The following is a 17,235-nucleotide window of genomic DNA, read 5'->3' on the forward strand; positions in this document are numbered from 1 at the left end:
GCTGGTTTAAGGCGCGTAGCGCACACCATTGCGCCCTTGGGCTTTGGCTTCGTAGAGTGCCTGGTCGGCGCGCGCAATAAAATCCGTGGGCGATTCATGGGCGTGCATCTGCGCCACACCAAAACTGGCGGTAATGGACAGGCCTTGTGGCCAGGATGTGTGTTGAATCGCCAAACGCAATTTTTCTGCCAGCGCCGTGGCATTTTTGACATTGGTGTCAGGGCAAGCCAGCACAAATTCCTCTCCACCCCAACGGGCGAGAAAATCCTGGGCGCGGGTATTTTCGACGAGCACTTGTGCAAATAAACGGAGCACTTCATCGCCCCGATTGTGACCGTGATCGTCATTAATTTTTTTGAAGTTATCGATGTCGATAAAAATCAGCGAGAGTTGTTGGTGGTTGTGTGAATCCCACGCGTGTTCAAAAACTGGCGCAATACCATCGCGATTTAATACGCCGGTCAACGGGTCGCGGGCGAGTCGCGCTTCCAATGTTTGTTGTTGTTTGTTGAGCAGGCTGTTCAGGGCTTCCAGTTGTTGCTGCCGCTGTTGGTGAGTGCGTAATTCCCGTTTGGCCTTGCGCAAGGTGGACACAAAAAAGAGCAGCGCCATCAGTGTCCAACCCGCGAGTAAGAACAGGTAGAGCTGGTTGTCGCTCAGGTATTTTCCGCGCAGTTCAACCCCATCGATAATAATCTGGTATTTGCCCGGTTTAATGTGTTCGCCAGTGGCCACTTGTATGCCGCGAATATCGGTAAATTCCGGCCCGGCATATTCGGGGCGAATCTTGCCCAGAATGAGCCACCAGGTTGGCACCTGCATATGGCTCAGGCTGATGGTTTGGTAGGCATCAAATAATTCAAGGGCGTTGTATTTCAGTGAATTGCTATCGCGGTCATTGGCATAGGCGGGGTTGAAATTAATCAGTTGGATGCGAATGCCCACGTCTTGCGGCGTGCTGTAGCGAGCGGCAACGGTGATTTGACGATAGCCGCTCAGGTCCATACCTTTACCGCTAGCATCGGTGAGTTTGAAACTGGCAACGCAGTAAGGCCAGCGATAAGCCGACGCGATAATTTCACAGTTGAGCAGTAGTGTGTCGCCGTCGTGGACCAATGAAGCAATGGACGCGCCGCCGTTGCCGCTATCGTCCAGGCTGTTCATTTCCAGGCCAGCGTCTTTACCGATGATCAGGACTTTTTCTGGCCCGTATTTTTGCAGGGCAAGTAGTAATACCGTAATCACAATACATAAACCCAGCAATCTGGCTTTAACAATGTCTTGCTGGATGCTCATGGTGGCGTGAATAAGTAATAAGGGGCGCGCAGTAAAACACAAATCGGGAAGCGCTAAAAGTCACGCCCAATAATCGCCCTGATTTTTTTGGCGGCACATCACGCGGTTATTTTTTTACCAGCAGCATCCCGTTTTTTAAACCGGATACCGCCTGTTTTTATTGAGTGTTTTTTGATCATCCGGGTGATCAGTGTGCGTCGTTTTGGGGCATATGCAAGCGACGGTGAATAGCGTCGAGCAACCCTTTGTTGTCGGTGTCGTGGGGCAATTGCCAAAACATAATGCCGCCGAGCTGGTGCTTCCTTAGGTAATCCACTTTGGCGGCCATGGAGCGTGGGTCATCAAAGGTGGCAAAGGTTTTATGGCGGGCACTGTAATAGCTTGGCGCTTGTGCAGCCTCATCCCAGTGATATTCATAACCCTCGGCTGGGCTGAAGGCTGTGGGAAATTCGGCGTATCCATAACCGTCAATGTGTGTGCCGGGTTGATAAAGGCCGTTATTGATGGGCGCTACATCCTTCCAGACACGCGCATAAAAAGCGGCGCCTATAACAATTTTTTCCGGGGCAACACCTTGGCGCAGTAAAAATTGCACAGCGTTATCGGTGGAGTCTTTTTGTTGCGGGGTGGAATACAGGGCGCTGTGGTGACCAGTGTGTGGCGTTGCGCCGTTCACTATGTCGTAACTCATAATATTCACATTATCCAGCAGCGGCATAATGGCTGCCCAGTCCACTGCCTGTTCCAAATAGGCATCAAAACCTCCGGCTGCAAAACTTAATTCATAGCGCGAGCCAAATGCGGTGCGTAATGCCTTGACCAGCGCGCTGAAATTATCGCGATCATAGGCGGCATAGGCGTGACCGGGAAAGCCGGGTACTGTGGGGTACTCCCAATCCAGATCAATACCATCAGCCTGGTACTCTTCAATAATCGCGAGGGTGGATTGCGCAAATGCGGTGCGGTTTTCGGCGCTGTTAAAAACATCGGAGCAGGTTTCGCAACCGCCCCATCCGCCGAGTGACAACATAACTTTTAACTGTGGATAGTCTTTTTTCAGCGCGACCAAACGCGCGAGCGCTTGTTTGTCTTTATCGCTATCAAACGACAACTGATTGCCGTTTAAATGCAAAAAACTGTAGATGATGTGGGTCAATTGATTGAAATTGTAGCGCGCCAGATCGCTGCCATCGCCCATGTAATAGGCAATCACTTTTACCGGTGTGGTATCGGCTTTAGTGGTTTTGGCGGGCGAATGGCTACAGGCACTGATGCCAAGTGCAATCGCCAGGGTGGATAAACACAGCAACAAACGGCGCAAGGTGAAATGTAAAACTGTTTTCATAAATCCCTCGGTACACGAAGTGGTCGTTGATCGCGAGAGCTGTAACAGCTTGCCGTGATGGCATTGTTGGTCATGGTAACGTCTGCGATTGTTGTAGTAGGGCGTAATCCAGTGGAGCGTAAAATCGCCGGGCAGATCGTGGGTGCCATTTTACGCACAGTTATTTGCACGGGCATACGGGCTTACCGTAAAGAATCATCAAGCCTTATAATTCTGTTTTTTTGACTGGGTGTTTTCTGTGGATTATCGCGATGACCTGTCCGCTATTTCGCTGGCGCATTTGCGCGCGGCGTCGGGGTGGCAACAGCAGTACAAATTGATTATCCAGTGGGGCAAATTAATTGCACCCAAACCGGCACTGCGCATTGCCGACAACCTGATTCGCGGTTGCGAGGTGCCGGTGTGGCTGGCGCACATGCCCGCACAAGGGCGCGATTATTTTGCGCTGGATGCCGACAGCAGTGTTATCAAGGGCTTGGCATCGTTGTTATTGGTGCAGGTTAATGGCAAAACGCGCCATGAATTAATCGGGTTGGATTTGCAGCGTGAATTGCACGACCTGGGTTTGGAAAAACACCTGACGCCCTCGCGCAACAATGGTTTGAACGCGATTATTGCGCGTATCTACCAGCACTTACAGCAATCCGCCGAATGAATGACATCAGTATCGCGTTGATTGGTTACAGCACTTTTGCCAAATAACGCTCAAGCGCACGATTCGCTGCTATCAAACCAAAACTGGCAGTGACCATCATGCTGGAGCCAAAACCACCCGCGCAATCCAGCTTTACACCATCGGCCAGTGCTTGTTTATCCATGCACACTGAACCGTCGGGTTTGGGGTAGACCATCTGCTCGGTGGAGTAGACGGCATCCACGCGGAACTTGCGGTTTTTATCGCGCGCAAAATTGTGGTGGCGATACAACTGGGTGCGCACTTTGCCAAGCATGGGGTCGCAAATGCTGCGGCCCAGATCATCCACCGTGACCGCTTGCGGGTTGCGCTTGCCGCCGGAGGAACCGATGGTGATCAAGCGCACTTTAATCGCCAAACAATAAGCCACTAGCCTCGCTTTCAAGTGGGCAGCGTCAATCGCATCAATCACCACATGGTGCTGTTTGCCAATCAGCATTTTCATATTTTGATCGTCGATGAAATCCTCCACCGAATGAATAATCAGTTCGGGGTTGATATCGCGCAGGCGCTCGGAAATCACCTGGTTTTTGGATTGGCCAATGGTGGACTGCAAGGCGTGGGATTGGCGGTTGGTATTGGTGATGCACACCTCATCCATCTCGATCAGTGTCAGCTCGCCCACACCACTGCGCGCCAGCGCCTCCGCGACCCAGGTCCCCACACCGCCCAAACCAATCACCGCAAAATGCGCATTGGTCAGTGCGGGCAGGGCAGCTTGGCCGTAAAGTCGCGCGATACCACCAAAGCGTTGGAGGTAAGCGGGGGTGAGAGATCTGGTCATAGGCGCATCGCTGTAAGTTTGGGGATATCGAGTAAAAGGTTGGTGCTTGCAGTTGATGCTGTGTTATAGAAGTCTCATCGAACAGCCGGCTGTAAAACCTTATTTTTCTGATGATTATTCTTCGCTAATTAATACTTTGCTTCCGAAATAGTCCGCTAAAAATATCGGGAAGGCAGCAAGTATAGATATTTCACCCCTCGGTACAAATTGGTCAAGCTGAGCTTGTGCAATCAGTTGCTGGTCAATGACCGGAGTTTGGTCATTACTGCCGCTAATTAAATAATTGGCTTTTTGTAGATTGACGCTTATCAGACCTTGCCAGACAGGCTTGTTAATTTTACGTGCATCTTGATAGATGGGATTGCCGCGCTCTGCCGATAGCGGTTTGTAATGCTTGCCTGCACAGTCATCTAGTCTTGCTGTGCGCGTGAGGTATTCTATATGGTCGTTAATGTCTCTTATGGCTTCGATCATGGGATAACTGATAAACAGTTTGCCTTGTTCAGTCTCGTTATCGAACAGGGCAAGCATGTCTAAAAGTTTTTGTGGATCGAATTGTTGATCGTGCGGTTCCATGTCAAAAAATAGGTAAATTTGACTAATTTGATCGCGCCTTAGATTGGTGAGTAACTCCATGTTTTTGGCTAGAGGATTAAGCTCTTTTATTAGATCGAAAGGATCTAGATCATCTTCCGCATTAAGTTGTTTGTACAACTCGTAAATATCATTCTTAAAGCTCACCAGAATACGGCTCTGCTGGCCGTCAAAGAAGGCCCTCTCCAGGCTTTGGAAGTACAATTTTTCTAGGCGTTCACCTTCAAATACAAACAGTGTTCGCTCCATTAGTTGGACATCCCTTTGTAAATCTTCTCTAAGTTGTGCGCTTTGCGAAGTTCTTTGCCTGTCAGTGCTGTAATGGGTTTTATAGTTTTATCCAGAATAAAATAGCAATCTGGTCGCAGAAGGTCGTTGCTCATTACGCCAGTATTGTGAGTGGTCATAATGGTTTGGCAACTGGAATGAGCAATTTTGTTGAGGATATTAGACGCTAGTGCATGATGATAGAACGCATCGAACTCATCCATGTAGGCAAATGTGACCTCTTTGCTTTGAAAACGCAGCCACCAAAAGTAAAAAATGCCCAGCGAGAGTGTGCCGGTAGACGCGGCTGAAGCAAACTCCAGCTTCTTGTCGCCAAAGTCAAAATAAATACTTTTTTCGCCTTTGTTACTTAGGTCAACAAAGAGTGAGCATTCGATGCCTGCCTCATTAAGGAATTCTTCAAAGTCTGTTAATGATCCACTCTCAATAATGCTTTGTGATAAGCGTTTCACACCAATATTTTTCCCCACATATTCACCGGTTCGGGTGGAATCTAGTGATCTGAAAAAAACCATGCCTTCAATAAACTCAAATAGCTTGGCCAACACCTGATTGATTGGTGTTTCATCTAAAATAGCGTTGTTGCGCACATATTTAAGCAGAGAAATCTCAGAATTACCCACATCAGTTTTGAGCGATTCAGCTCCTTGCAGATGAATGACGGCATGGTGGGATTTGCGGCGGTCTATATCTAAGACTTCATTACCACCAATAATTAGATTTTCGTAAACCATTTGCACGCGAGACTTTTTGCCGTAACGGTAGGCTATGTCGACTCCGTCAATGCAAAATTCGAAGGCAAATTCAGCGAGTTCGACGCCGTGGCCACCATTGAGGTAGTTATTATCCAGCGAGCTGAGGAAGCTGGGTGAGTCGATAAGATGCAATATTGGGTCAACCATGGCCAAGCCTAGATTGGACTTTCCGCCACCGTTAGGTCCGTAAACCATGGCATGCTGAATACTCCCATCCCTTACCACATGGGAGTTAAACTCGTATTGCTGGCTTGATAGGTCAAAAATTAGCCAATCAGAGAAGTTTCGGAAATTTTTCACGGAAAATTTGCGCAACATGGTGCTTTCCTCAATAAATTCAGGGTTCAGCATAACAGACTTGAATTTGTCCGTAAAAAAACTACGGTACATGATGTGGTGTGCTGGTTGTTTACTCGGCAACGGAGATGAAGCCGGAACACAAGCCGCTACCGGTAAATCGGCAGGTCTCTGCTACACTCAGTCGGTTCGTAAAATGAAAATAACGGTGTTTAACCGTAACTTTGTAGGGAGAGTTAGGGAGAATCATGAATACCGCTGCGTTTGCCACTGCGTACCTGATCGACGATGACAGTATTACCCTGGAATTAATGGAAGGCATTATTGAACCGATCGGCGTGACACCGCTCTGTTTTAACAGTGCTGAGGCGTTTCTCAGTGCTTACAGCCCCCGCCCCTGTGAGTGTGTAATTTCCGATATGCGCATGCCCGGCGTGAGCGGCTTGCAATTGCACAAAGTCTTACAGGCACGCTACCCGGTGCCGCCCCCGCTGATTATTGTCACCGGTTATGCTGAAGTGAGTGCGGCGGTGGAGGCGATGAAGCAGGGCGCTTTTGATTTTGTAGAAAAGCCCATTCAGGGCCATCAGTTTTTGGAGAAGTTACAAGCGGCGCTGGCACTCAGCCGCGAGTTGCACCACCAGCGCTTGCAATTGGCCACCCGCGAGGCGCGCATCGCCCTGTTAACCCCCAAAGAACAGGAAGTATTGCAGGAGGTATTGGAGGGCTTATCCAGTAAGGACATTGCCGCCAAGCTCAATTTGAGTGTGCGCACGGTGGAGAATCATCGCGCGCGCATTATGGAGAAATTGCGCGTGGGTTCAGCGCTGGAATTGATGCGCGATTTTATAAGCCACGGGCGCTAGGGGTTTCTCCTTACCTGCTGTGAGTAATTTTACTCTCTCATTTTTTCCCACCAACCATCACAATAGACATCACTGCTACCGATCATTATTCGGCAACACGTTCATATTGGATGGTTAGATGAGTTTCCGCAGCGACATCAGCGCTTTTGCCCTGCACAGAATCCGCGATTTTGTACACCGCACTGCCGGCATTGTGATTGGCCCGGATAAAACCGCGCTGGTGACAGGCCGTTTATGGCGTCGGTTGGCGATTTGCGGCCTGCCCAGCTACGACGCCTATGTCGATTTCATCGCCCGCCCCGAAGGTGCCCAAGAGCGCAGCGTCATGCTCGACTTGCTCACCACCAACGAAACCTATTTTTTCCGCGAACCGGCGCATTTTGATTTTTTGCGCAATGAGATTATTCCCCAGCATGGCAATGGCACTTTGCGTGTCTGGTGTGCTGCTGCCTCCACTGGCGAAGAGCCTTACAGCCTGGCGATGGTATTGGCCGATTGTGTTGGCAACCGCTGGGACATGCTGGCGACTGATATTTCCAGTGCAGTGATTGCGCAGGCGCGCAAAGGCGTGTATCGCGCTGAACGCCTCAACCACATGCCCGCCGATTATTTAAAGCGCTTTTGTCGCCGTGGTATTGGCGAGTATGAGGGCATGTTAGCCGTGGTGCCTTCGCTGCGTGAGCAGGTCAACTTTGATTTACATAACTTGCTGAATACGCGCCCCGACAGCGAGCAGTTTGATGTGATTTTTTTGCGCAATGTGCTGATTTATTTTGATAACCCCACCAAGCAGCGTGTACTTGCCAATGTGTTGCGTGTGTTGCGCCCCGGTGGCTGGTTGATTCTCGGTCACTGCGAAAGCCTGCAAGGTTTGCAGGTGCCAGTGGATACCCTGCGCCCATCCATTTATCGCAAACCGGCGATGGATAGGCGCGCATTCACCCGAATTGCCAGTTAAGCAAAGAGGCATCACCTATGATATCGCTGCACTCATCAATCAACTTGAGCCCCGTGGACGATCTGCATGAGGATCTGTATCAGCGCGGTATATTGGTGGTGGATGACAGCAGCATGCATCGCTACAGCGCGCATTTGTGCCTGCGTGCATTTGGTATCGACAACATAGTCGAAGTGCCCAATGGCAAGCTCGCGCTGGATCATTTAACCCGGCAGGTGCCGCCCCCGGCGGTGATGATGCTGGATTTGGAAATGCCGGTGATGGATGGTATTGAAGTGCTGCAGCAAATTGCCACACTCGCACACAAACCGGCGGTTATTCTCGCCAGCAGCTCCGATGAAGTGCTGATCAGTGCCGTGGCCACCATGGCCGAAGCCCTGGGCATTACCTTGCTCGGCGCCTTTCGCAAACCGATTAATCCCGCTGATTTATCCGATGCCCTGAGCAGTTATGCCGCCGCGACGGAAGTGCCGGAACCCCAGATCAAAAACGCCTTAAACATCGACCTTGCACAACTCAAGCAAGCATTGGAACGCGCCAGTATCCAGGTGTTTTATCAACCCAAAATCGATTTAAGCACCATGAAAGTAGCGGGCGTAGAAGCGCTGGCACGCTGGAAAAACACCCAGGGTGACTGGATTCCGCCAAGCTTGTTTATCCCTTTGGCGGAAGAGCACGGCTTGATTGGCGATTTAACCCTCTCGCTGCTGGAGCAAATCCTGCAGGACATGAACACCTGGTGGGAGCAGGGCAACTACATCCCGGTGGCGATGAATCTCTCCGCCAAATCCCTCGCGGAATTTAATCTGGCCAACGAAATTATCCAGCGAGTCATTCGCCAGGGAATTCCGGCCCATTTCATCACCTTTGAAATTACCGAAAGTGCGCTGGTGGTCGACCTGCCTTCTGCACTTGCCACCATCAGCCGTTTGCGACTGAAAGGCTTTGGTATTTCTATCGATGACTACGGCACCGGTTTTTCTTCCATGCAGCAGTTATCGCGCTTTCCGTTTTCTGAATTAAAAATCGACCGCTCCTTTGTGCACGGCGCACCGGAGCGGCAGTATTTGCGCAATATTTTAAAATCGGCCATTGATACCGGTATTCGTTTGGGCATTACCACCGTTGCCGAAGGTGTGGAGACAGAAGCCGAGCTACACTTGCTCAAGAGTCTGGGTTGTAACCAGGCGCAGGGGTTCCTGCTGGCGCGACCATTACCCGGACGCGAGCTGCTGGGCTGGATTGAACGTGCCGCGCAAAGTCAAACACCATATGCCAAACACCTATACCCGGATAGCTAATCATCCTGCCTGGATGGCAAAACTGTTTCGTGTTCTCTCGCTGGTTAATCCCACCCTCTTCTCAGCAGTGCTTGCCATAGCCCTGCTGATTTTTTCTACCCTGTTTGCGTTGCGCCACGTACACAATATGCAAGAGCGCATTGTGCGCGAGCACCTGCAATCCTCACTCAATTCCTTTACCGAACTGATCAATGTCTGGCAGCAGCAAAACCTGGCGGCAATTCATATGCTGGCCAATTCCGTGCAAGGGCGCATGTTATTGAAACAAGTTTTGCAGGAGCAGGGCGATAACCCGGCTACCCATCTGGCCCTGCGCGAGTGGTTGTACCCAGTGTTGATGGTGATGGGGTTTGACGGCTATTCGGTGATGAATAACGAGCGCGTGCTTGTGGCGGCAAGCAGTGAGAGTTATCACAAACAGCCAGTGCGCATGGTAGAGACGCACGAAGTATTGGATAAAGCACTGGCGCAGCAGCCGGCTATTTCGCGCCCGGTAGCGGCAGCGCGCCCGCTCAATGGCCCGCGCGGGTCACAACCCGCCGGCACACTCATGCAAAACATGTGTATTTCGTTTGAAACAGACGTGACACGCCCCGGGTATTTCTGTTTGCGATTTAATACCCAGTCCAGTTTTTTCCCCATTTTTTACAATGGCCGCAGTGGCAGTACCGGCGAAATTTATGCAATCGATCGCCGGGGTATTTTTGTCACCCCACCGCGTTTTTCGGCTGCCAAAAATGGCGATCCGATAATGGCAGACGAGCTATCGCTGCAAGGCACCCAAAGCCCACTCACCCGGATGGTGGATTTTTTAATTAATCGCCAGGGCGGCTTTGTCAGCTTGGACTACGCGGATTATCGCGGTACTCGCGTTGCGGGTGCCGGGCGCTGGCTGGATGAAATGGAGCTGGGCATTATTGTCGAGCAGGACCTGCAGGAAGCCATGTCGCCCTACCTTGCCTCGCGCAATATTATCCTCGCGCTCAGCCTGGGGGCGAGTGTGTTAATTGTGCTGCTCACCGTCACTGCTATTATCAATCGCCGTCGCCTGGTGTCGCGCGAGGGGCGTTTTCGCTCACTGCTGGACAACCTGCCACCGCCCATTCACATGACCTCGCCCGACAACAAAATCACAGTGGTAAACCCCGCGTTTTGTGAGTTGGTTGGGTTGGATAAAGCCGATTTGCTCGGACGCGATATAGATACCTTACCGCTGCCCCCGTGGCTGCGCCCCCTGTTCGATGCCGAGCGCACACTGGGCACCGATTCCTACCGCAAGGATTTTGTTGCCGAAGTGGTCGATGCGGAAGGCATGCCGCGCTATTACCGCATTGTGCGTTTTCCGGTGGTATACAAACACAAACAGGCACCCCAGGCGATTGCCTCTGTGTGGGTGGATTCTACCGAGCGGGTTGTGGCCGGCCAGCAACTGGCACAGGTCAATCAAAACCTTGAACTGCTGGTCAATGAGCGCACCCACGAACTAATGATGGCCAAAGACGAAGCCCTGGCGGCCTCCCAAACCAAGGCCGACTTCCTCGCCAATATGAGCCATGAAATTCGTACGCCGCTCAACGCCATTATCGGGTTGGCCCACGTTGCACTCGCCAGCGGCCCAGAACCACGGTTGCGCACCTATCTGGAAAAAATGCGCGGCTCCGGCGAGCACCTGCTGCAAATCATCAACGACATTTTGAATTTCTCGCGCATGGAAGCTGGCAAACTCACCCTGGACAACAGCCCGTTTGCAATAGATCAGTTAGTGGATAAAACCCTGGACCTGGTGTTTGAAAAAGCCGCGGCCAAAGGCCTGTTGCTCAGGGCCGAGGTGGATCCCACCATCCCCAAACCGCTGTTGGGCGATGAACTGCGTTTAGGGCAGATCCTGATTAACTTCTGCGCCAATGCCGTGAAATTTACCGATCAGGGACGCGTAACCCTGCGTGTTACTTTGGTGCGCGATTGGCCGGAGCAGGTAGAACTGCTGTTTGAAGTGGAAGACACGGGCATAGGCATTGCCGCCGATGAGCAGCCCAAATTGTTCCAACCGTTTGAGCAGGTGGACACCTCCAGTGCGCGCCGCTTTGAAGGCACAGGGCTGGGTTTGTCCATTTGCAAAAACCTGGCGGAGTTGATGCAGGCGCATATCGATGTCAAAAGCACTCTGGGGCAGGGCAGCTGCTTTCGGTTGCGCGTCACGCTGGATAAACAGGTGCACATCGCCGCTATGGAAACACCGGTGGAACAACCTGCCGAACAACCGCTGCCAGAGCGCTGCCCGGTATTGGTGGTGGAGGACAACCTGCTCAACCAGGAAATTATCCAAACCATGCTCACCGCCATGGGGGTGCAAGTGACCTGTGTCGGTTCAGGGCCAGAGGCCATTGCGGCGGTACAGAAGCAAGGGTTTGCGCTGATTTTTATGGATATCCAACTGCCGGGCATGGATGGTGTGGAAGCGGCGGCGCGTATCAGGACGCTGGCGGCCGGCACCTTTATCCCGATTGTGGCCGTCACCGCCAATGCCTTGCCGGGTGATAGGGAAGCCTACCTTGCCGCCGGTATGGACGATTATCTGGCCAAGCCGATTGAACCGGCGCAATTGCAATCGGTGTTGTTGCGCTGGGGGCAGGCACAGCATCAGGTTGTGCCATTGGTCGCGGCGGCCAACCCGTTTGATATTCTGCGGCGTGGCGGTATAGATACAGCGCGCGCGCTGCACAACCTCATGCACAACGAAGCGCTCTATCGCCGCTTATTGGAGCGTTTTGCCTCTGAGCGTAGCAACCTGGTGGCGGGGTTGGCCGACTTGGTCGCGCACGACCCGGTGGATGCCCTTAATCAAGTGCATTCGCTCAAATCCCTCGCGGGCAGTTTGGGTATGAATAGGCTGGAACAAGTCGCGCAACAACTGGAGCAGTTATTGCGCGACGGCAGTGACGATCAAACAGCGTTGCCTAACGCTTGCCGCACCCTGAGTGACGAGTTGCAGGCCATGATCGAACTGGTGCGACTGGGGTTGCCCCTGGCAGTACCTAGTGCGGGTTGATGACGGGCTCGGCCTCCACATCAATATCTGTATCGCCAATAGTGCGTGTGCAATTGCGCCCGGCGTGTTTCGCTTGGTAAAGCGCACTGTCAGCGCGCTCGATTAACTGGTCGATAGACGAATCGCTCACCCGTCGCTCGGCAATCCCAAAACTGGCGCTGACATGCAGACGCTTGTCGCCATAGCGAATTTGTTGTGCCGAGAGTAACTCGCGCAAGCGCTCAGCAAAAGCCGTTGCCTCGGTGGCATTGGTTTCGGGGAGCAGCAACAAAAATTCCTCACCGCCCCAGCGCACCACCAAATCGCTCAAGCGTACCTGTTGGCGCAGCAGCACACCCACCACTTTTAAAACGTGATCGCCGCTGGCGTGGCCGTGGGAATCGTTCAGGCATTTGAAGTGATCCAAATCCAGAACAATGGCACTCAAGGGGCGCGAATAGCGCAGGCTGTTGCTCCACATTGCCGGCGAGGTGAGATAAAACGCGCGGCGGTTTTTAAGCCCGGTGAGTGGATCAGTGCTGGCGAGTTTTTCCGCATTCAAGTGATTGGTTTGTACCTCGCGGATACGCGCCGCCAGTGCCAGTGCCAATAGCGTCGCCTCCACCAGCATGCCGAACTCTGCCGCGCGAAACCCCGCTTTACTGTAAGGGATAAACCCCCACACCGACGCAGCCGTTATCGCCACACCCAGCACTCCGGTAATAGCCGCATAAATGTAATAGCGCGTTCCGGTACTGCTACTGCTAAACATGGCCATGCCCATAGTCAACATCAGCAGGGCATAAAACAACATAAACACAAAGGTCAAATACAGGACAAAAGTTTGCTGGTGCGCAGCAACGCCGTACAGCAACAACAGGGCAAACACCACAATGATTGTCATCACCAGTTGCGACAAACGTTTGCGTTCCGTATGGAGATTTAAAAAGCTGATCGCAAACACCAACCCCGCGCTGCCAAAGCAACAGATCAATACCGGGGTTGCCCAGCGCTGCCATTCGGGGGAATTGGGCCACAACCACATATACCCATGGCCGGTGTAAGCAATATTAGCGAAGGTAAAAATACTTAAAAAAATCGCATAGAGCAGATGGCGAGGGTCGCGCAATCCGAAATACAACATGCCATTAAACGCGATTAAGGCGAGCAGGTAGCCGTAGCTAAAACCGTAGCTGTAATAATGTTGGGTCGCTCTATTTTCAAAGGCGCTGGCGGTGAGCAAATACACCGGCACAACCAGTGGGTCCGGCGTAGCCACCCGCATCAAAATATCGCTGGTGCCCGGCGGCAAATGCACGCGGTACAAAAAACCGGTAGTTGCTTTGCTGCGCCCGGCAAAGGCTTTGCTATCCCCTGCATGCCAGGTGTGCTGCAGTTGCTGCTCGGCATTGAGCTGGTACACATCCACCTCGTCCAGCCAGGCAGCATCAATCAGCAAGTGACGCTCAATGGTGTGTGCCGAGTGATTGTCTAATGTCAGGCGCAGCCAGTGTGGCGGTGCGCCAATACCTGCTACCAGTACCTTGTGCGTGCTGGCAGTAGCCTCACGGTTGTTGAATTTCCGCAGCGCTTCATACCAGGGCAAGCGTGCGCCGGTCTCTGTAAATATTTGCACATAGTTGCCCAGCGGCGCGGTGCCGGCATCTATCGCATTCACGGCTACTGGTGGCGCACTTGCTGTGGCGCTGGCACTCATACACAGCATTATTATCAGTGGCCATAATTGTTTTATTCCCCGCCCTATACAGCGGGAAAAGCTCCCGCTCAGGGAGTAAAGCCTGTTTATCATCTGGGTGTGTGTTCTCTTGTTATCTATTCTCTAGCGTGCAGTTTATGAACAGATTCTAACACCCTTCTGCATGCTTGCCGGTCACCCTCCAATACTTTCCTGTGAATTGTTATTGCCCATAATAAAAACCGGTCGTGTATGCGCCGAAGGGATCAGCGCAATTCACGACCGGTTTTTTTAATTCGTATTGATTGCGGGTAAGTTGGTTATGCCGGTTCGTCGCCCGGCAACATCACCATCCAACCCACACCGAACTGATCCGTAACTTGTCCATAAAGCGGTGACCAGAAGGTTTTCATCAGCGGCATATCCACCTTGCCGCCGTTGCTGGCCAGTGCGGCAAAAATACGGCGCGCTTCATCTTCTGTCGGGACATTTAATGCAATGCGAAAACCGCTGAATGTTTCCGCATCATTACAGCCGTCGGACGCCATTATCCGTACCTTGCCCAAGCTGAATTCAGCGTGCATCACCTTGTTTTCAAAACCGGCTTGCAAGGTTCCCTCGGGAAATGTATCCGGGCTTTCGTTAAAGTGAATCAGGAATTTAATATCTGCACTTAAATGTTGCTGGTAAAACGCCAGGGCTTCATCGCAACGGCCCGAGAAGAACAAATAATTATTTACCTCTACCTGTTGCATCGCCAGCGCCTGACGCAGTGCATTATCTTTTTCCCGGGATTTGCCATCAGGGTCGGCCACCGCAAAATCGTCTATTTCATAAAAAGTGCGAATTTCAATATCGGAGGCTTCCTCTTCCATGGGGTTAGGGCACTTCTTCACCCATTCAATCGCTTCCTCCATGGAGTTCACATTCCAAATCCAATAGCCCGCAATTAATTCATTGGTCTCGGCAAAAGGGCCGGTAGTGACCAAACGTTTGCTGCCATCAAACCGCACACGCACGCCTTCGCTGGTGGGTTTAAGCCCATCACCTGACTCCATAATGCCAGCCTTTACCAGCTCTTCATTAAAATTCATCATCGCCGTCATCAGCGCTTCGCTCGGCATTTTTCCCGCTTCAGAACCCGGTGAGGCTTTAACCATTACCATGACTTTCATCGTTGTTCTCCTTCAGTGAACAGTTGTTTGGGATGTTTTAGGGTATTACTGATGAATAGTCGAATAGGGCGAAGGGAAATCGACAGCCAACCAACTATTTTTTACAAATGGGTTATGATTTTGCGCCATAGATTCAATCTCATTGAGCCTGACCGAACCCCCAAGGAGCCAACATGCTAATCGACCCCCTACAACTACAAGCATTACAGAACCAGGACAACCACTTACTGCTCTGCTGTTTGCTAAGGCCTGTGGGGGTGAGCGCGGAATCGATTAACGAGTCAGACCTTATTCCCTCATCTCAGCTATTTGATATAGACGATTTTTCCGCAACCGATGCACCTTTCCCGCACACCCTGTTATCAGCCAGCGAGTTTGAAATAAAAGCGCGGGCACTGGGTATTAATAATGACTCATCCATTGTGGTGTGCGACAACATCGGTATTTATTCCGCGCCGCGAGTGTGGTTCAACCTAACCCTCATGGGGTGCAACAATGTGTTGTTATTAAATGGTGGCATTCCCGCGTGGAAGGCGAGTGGTTATCCCATTACGCATGACAGCGTTACGGCAAGCCGTGAAGGGGATTTTAGTGCGCGCGAGCAGAGCAATCGTGTGGCAACTAAAGAGGATGTATTAGCGGCGATTGGCAAGGCGGATGTTCGTATTATCGATGTCAGAGGCGCGGCGCGTTTTTATGGTCAAGTGCCGGAGCCGCGCGCCGGTGTGCGCAGTGGTCACATTCCCGGTTCGGCCAATATTCCCTACGCCAATTTTATTCGCGATGGTCGCTTCAAACCGCGTGCTGAATTGGAAAAATTATTCCAGGATGCTGGCTGCAGTGTTGATAAAGAATTAATTTTTTCTTGCGGTTCAGGTGTGACAGCCTGTATTGGTTACCTTGCGGCGCTGTTGTGTGGCTACAAGAATATCCGCGTGTACGACGGTTCCTGGGCGGAGTGGGGCGCAATTGAATCGCTGCCGGTTGAGCGTTAATTATTAGCCTTATCTTCAAACTGAACCACCGCCTCACCAGCGGTTTCATTGGTCACCTGCTGCGCAAACTGCGCCGCTTGTGCAGCAGGCAGGCTGATATCAATCGACACCTCGCTGGCATAAGCAACATCCACAATCTGCCCCTGGTACAAGTTCACAAGGTGCCGCACTTTCGTTTCCCTGGCGAAATCCACCATGACGTTCAACTGCACGCTCGGCGTAACCTGAACTAATTGCGCACGGTTCACCGCCTCGGACACCGCCCCCGAATAGGCGCGCACCAAGCCACCCGCTCCCAACTTTACCCCGCCAAAATAGCGCACCACCACCGCGAGCGAATTACCCACATCCCGCTCAGTGAGCACATGCAGCATCGGCTTTCCCGCCGTACCGGATGGCTCACCGTCATCACTAAATGCCTGGGTTTTGGGTTGCCGCGTATTGCCAATCACATAAGCCCAGCACACATGGCTCGCATCCGGATATTGTTTGCGATACCCCTCCACATACGTCATCGCCTCCTCGCGGGACGTAACAGGGTGTAGAAACGTCAAAAAATCACTGTTCTTTTCTTCAGTGGTGGATTCAATAGCCTCGGCGAGAATAGTGTAGGTGGACATGAAATAACTCTGGGCACTCAGGTTAACGGCAAAGGCGGTAATGATAGTCCAAGTTGCGCCGCGAATCCGATCATGGTTGATCGGATTTTCATTCGGTGTGTTTTAAACTTTATTCATCAACCGCTTTAACTGCGCATCAATAGCGTCGGACTTATCCGTCACTAGTTGCGCAAAGCGTTCAATGCCTTCTGTACAGTCTGCATCCAAATCCACGGCAAAACGGCGGATTATCACGCTGCTGGATTGGCAATAAAACGCACAATAATGCTGGAACTCGCGGTAGGAATCGTACAGGTTAACCAGTTCGCGTTTGATATTTGAAGGGGGATTGTCGGTAGGTGATACATCCTGTAAATCGCTCATAAAAACCTCTTCGTACGTTTAAGTTAACGGCTTCCAGTTAGTAGCTGGAAGCCGGGTGTCAACTAGAGCCGTACGAAACGCTCCGGGCATATTTCCCTTTCGGGTTTTGTATTACGCCTCTCCACCCGGCCAAATGGCGGGCGCTACTTTTCCTACGAATGTAAAATCGCAAAAAAAGCT

General features: G+C 51.7%; 15 protein-coding genes. 6 read left to right on the forward strand and 9 right to left on the reverse strand.

The genetic code is table 11. The annotated features are described in order from the left end of the window. Positions 1 to 6: 6 nt before the first annotated feature. Together B0D95_RS00515 and B0D95_RS00520 are read right to left on the reverse strand one after the other, a co-directional pair. Positions 7 to 1,296, reverse strand: a complete 1,290-nt coding sequence (locus B0D95_RS00515) for a GGDEF domain-containing protein (protein WP_168172378.1) — start codon at positions 1,294 to 1,296, stop codon at positions 7 to 9. Positions 1,297 to 1,483: 187 nt separating this feature from the next. Continuing rightward, positions 1,484 to 2,641: a glycoside hydrolase family 18 protein gene (locus tag B0D95_RS00520; RefSeq protein ID WP_078042062.1), complete on the reverse strand. Its 1,158-nt coding sequence runs from the start codon at positions 2,639 to 2,641 to the stop codon at positions 1,484 to 1,486. 238 nt (positions 2,642 to 2,879) lie between these two features. On the opposite strand from B0D95_RS00520, the gene B0D95_RS00525 reads away from it, so the two are divergent. After that, positions 2,880 to 3,296: a SufE family protein gene (locus B0D95_RS00525; protein WP_078042063.1), complete on the forward strand. Its 417-nt coding sequence runs from the start codon at positions 2,880 to 2,882 to the stop codon at positions 3,294 to 3,296. Positions 3,297 to 3,321: 25 nt separating this feature from the next. On the opposite strand, the gene tcdA is transcribed toward B0D95_RS00525, so the two are convergent. The 3 genes from tcdA to B0D95_RS00540 all read right to left on the reverse strand — a co-directional run bounded on the left by tcdA (position 3,322) and on the right by B0D95_RS00540 (position 6,074). Then, a complete protein-coding gene (gene tcdA, locus B0D95_RS00530) occupies positions 3,322 to 4,119 on the reverse strand; it encodes a tRNA cyclic N6-threonylcarbamoyladenosine(37) synthase TcdA (RefSeq protein ID WP_078042064.1) in 798 nt (265 codons plus the stop codon). Between the two features lie 114 nt (positions 4,120 to 4,233). After that, positions 4,234 to 4,962: a hypothetical protein gene (locus B0D95_RS00535; RefSeq protein ID WP_078042065.1), complete on the reverse strand. Its 729-nt coding sequence runs from the start codon at positions 4,960 to 4,962 to the stop codon at positions 4,234 to 4,236. Next, a complete protein-coding gene (locus B0D95_RS00540; RefSeq protein ID WP_078045560.1) occupies positions 4,962 to 6,074 on the reverse strand; it encodes an ATP/GTP-binding protein in 1,113 nt (370 codons plus the stop codon). Before B0D95_RS00540 ends, B0D95_RS00535 begins: the two co-directional genes overlap by 1 nt. 227 nt (positions 6,075 to 6,301) lie before the next feature. On the opposite strand from B0D95_RS00540, the gene B0D95_RS00545 reads away from it, so the two are divergent. The 4 genes from B0D95_RS00545 (at position 6,302) to B0D95_RS00560 (ending at position 12,227) form a co-directional block, all read left to right on the forward strand. Next, the gene (locus B0D95_RS00545) at positions 6,302 to 6,919 is read left to right on the forward strand and encodes a response regulator transcription factor (RefSeq protein WP_078042066.1); all 618 of its coding nucleotides are present in this window, start codon (positions 6,302 to 6,304) and stop codon (positions 6,917 to 6,919) included. Between the two features lie 118 nt (positions 6,920 to 7,037). Further along, positions 7,038 to 7,877, forward strand: coding sequence for a protein-glutamate O-methyltransferase CheR (locus B0D95_RS00550; RefSeq protein WP_078042067.1), 840 nt, complete (start codon positions 7,038 to 7,040; stop codon positions 7,875 to 7,877). Between the two features lie 17 nt (positions 7,878 to 7,894). Beyond that, positions 7,895 to 9,178, forward strand: a complete 1,284-nt coding sequence (locus B0D95_RS00555; RefSeq protein ID WP_078042068.1) for an EAL domain-containing protein — start codon at positions 7,895 to 7,897, stop codon at positions 9,176 to 9,178. Next, positions 9,126 to 12,227, forward strand: a complete 3,102-nt coding sequence (locus B0D95_RS00560) for an ATP-binding protein (protein WP_149867834.1) — start codon at positions 9,126 to 9,128, stop codon at positions 12,225 to 12,227. The genes B0D95_RS00555 and B0D95_RS00560 overlap by 53 nt, the downstream gene beginning before the upstream one ends. Here B0D95_RS00560 and B0D95_RS00565 read toward each other — a convergent pair. Together B0D95_RS00565 and B0D95_RS00570 are read right to left on the reverse strand one after the other, a co-directional pair. Further along, positions 12,214 to 13,923 (reverse strand): diguanylate cyclase, encoded by a 1,710-nt coding sequence (locus B0D95_RS00565; protein WP_168172379.1) that lies wholly within the window; start codon positions 13,921 to 13,923, stop codon positions 12,214 to 12,216. The two genes, B0D95_RS00560 and B0D95_RS00565, sit on opposite strands and share 14 nt — an antisense overlap. Before the next feature lie 299 nt (positions 13,924 to 14,222). Next, positions 14,223 to 15,077 (reverse strand): YciI family protein, encoded by an 855-nt coding sequence (locus tag B0D95_RS00570; protein ID WP_078042071.1) that lies wholly within the window; start codon positions 15,075 to 15,077, stop codon positions 14,223 to 14,225. Positions 15,078 to 15,250: 173 nt separating this feature from the next. On the opposite strand from B0D95_RS00570, the gene B0D95_RS00575 reads away from it, so the two are divergent. Next, the gene (locus B0D95_RS00575; protein ID WP_078042072.1) at positions 15,251 to 16,072 is read left to right on the forward strand and encodes a sulfurtransferase; all 822 of its coding nucleotides are present in this window, start codon (positions 15,251 to 15,253) and stop codon (positions 16,070 to 16,072) included. Here B0D95_RS00575 and B0D95_RS00580 read toward each other — a convergent pair. Both B0D95_RS00580 and B0D95_RS00585 read right to left on the reverse strand, forming a co-directional pair. Next, positions 16,069 to 16,692: a YigZ family protein gene (locus B0D95_RS00580; RefSeq protein ID WP_078042073.1), complete on the reverse strand. Its 624-nt coding sequence runs from the start codon at positions 16,690 to 16,692 to the stop codon at positions 16,069 to 16,071. The genes B0D95_RS00575 and B0D95_RS00580 overlap by 4 nt on opposite strands. A gap of 102 nt (positions 16,693 to 16,794) precedes the next feature. Further along, a complete protein-coding gene (locus B0D95_RS00585; protein WP_078042074.1) occupies positions 16,795 to 17,055 on the reverse strand; it encodes a hypothetical protein in 261 nt (86 codons plus the stop codon). Positions 17,056 to 17,235 lie beyond the last annotated feature (180 nt).

It is taken from the genome of Cellvibrio sp. PSBB023, from assembly GCF_002007605.1.
Lineage (GTDB): Bacteria > Pseudomonadota > Gammaproteobacteria > Pseudomonadales > Cellvibrionaceae > Cellvibrio.

Excerpts from the sequence above, each read along its gene's own strand:
- B0D95_RS00545 (WP_078042066.1), top strand. The coding sequence starts at position 6,302 with ATGAATACCGCTGCGTTTGCCACTGCGTACCTGATCGACGATGACAGT.
- B0D95_RS00540 (WP_078045560.1), bottom strand. The coding sequence starts at position 6,074 with ATGTTGCGCAAATTTTCCGTGAAAAATTTCCGAAACTTCTCTGATTGG.
- B0D95_RS00565 (WP_168172379.1), bottom strand. The coding sequence starts at position 13,923 with ATGAGTGCCAGCGCCACAGCAAGTGCGCCACCAGTAGCCGTGAATGCG.
- B0D95_RS00535 (WP_078042065.1), bottom strand. The coding sequence starts at position 4,962 with ATGGAGCGAACACTGTTTGTATTTGAAGGTGAACGCCTAGAAAAATTG.
- B0D95_RS00575 (WP_078042072.1), top strand. The coding sequence starts at position 15,251 with ATGCTAATCGACCCCCTACAACTACAAGCATTACAGAACCAGGACAAC.
- tcdA (WP_078042064.1), bottom strand. The coding sequence starts at position 4,119 with ATGACCAGATCTCTCACCCCCGCTTACCTCCAACGCTTTGGTGGTATC.
- B0D95_RS00520 (WP_078042062.1), bottom strand. The coding sequence starts at position 2,641 with ATGAAAACAGTTTTACATTTCACCTTGCGCCGTTTGTTGCTGTGTTTA.
- B0D95_RS00580 (WP_078042073.1), bottom strand. The coding sequence starts at position 16,692 with ATGTCCACCTACACTATTCTCGCCGAGGCTATTGAATCCACCACTGAA.
- B0D95_RS00585 (WP_078042074.1), bottom strand. The coding sequence starts at position 17,055 with ATGAGCGATTTACAGGATGTATCACCTACCGACAATCCCCCTTCAAAT.
- B0D95_RS00555 (WP_078042068.1), top strand. The coding sequence starts at position 7,895 with ATGATATCGCTGCACTCATCAATCAACTTGAGCCCCGTGGACGATCTG.
- B0D95_RS00550 (WP_078042067.1), top strand. The coding sequence starts at position 7,038 with ATGAGTTTCCGCAGCGACATCAGCGCTTTTGCCCTGCACAGAATCCGC.
- B0D95_RS00515 (WP_168172378.1), bottom strand. The coding sequence starts at position 1,296 with ATGAGCATCCAGCAAGACATTGTTAAAGCCAGATTGCTGGGTTTATGT.
- B0D95_RS00570 (WP_078042071.1), bottom strand. The coding sequence starts at position 15,077 with ATGAAAGTCATGGTAATGGTTAAAGCCTCACCGGGTTCTGAAGCGGGA.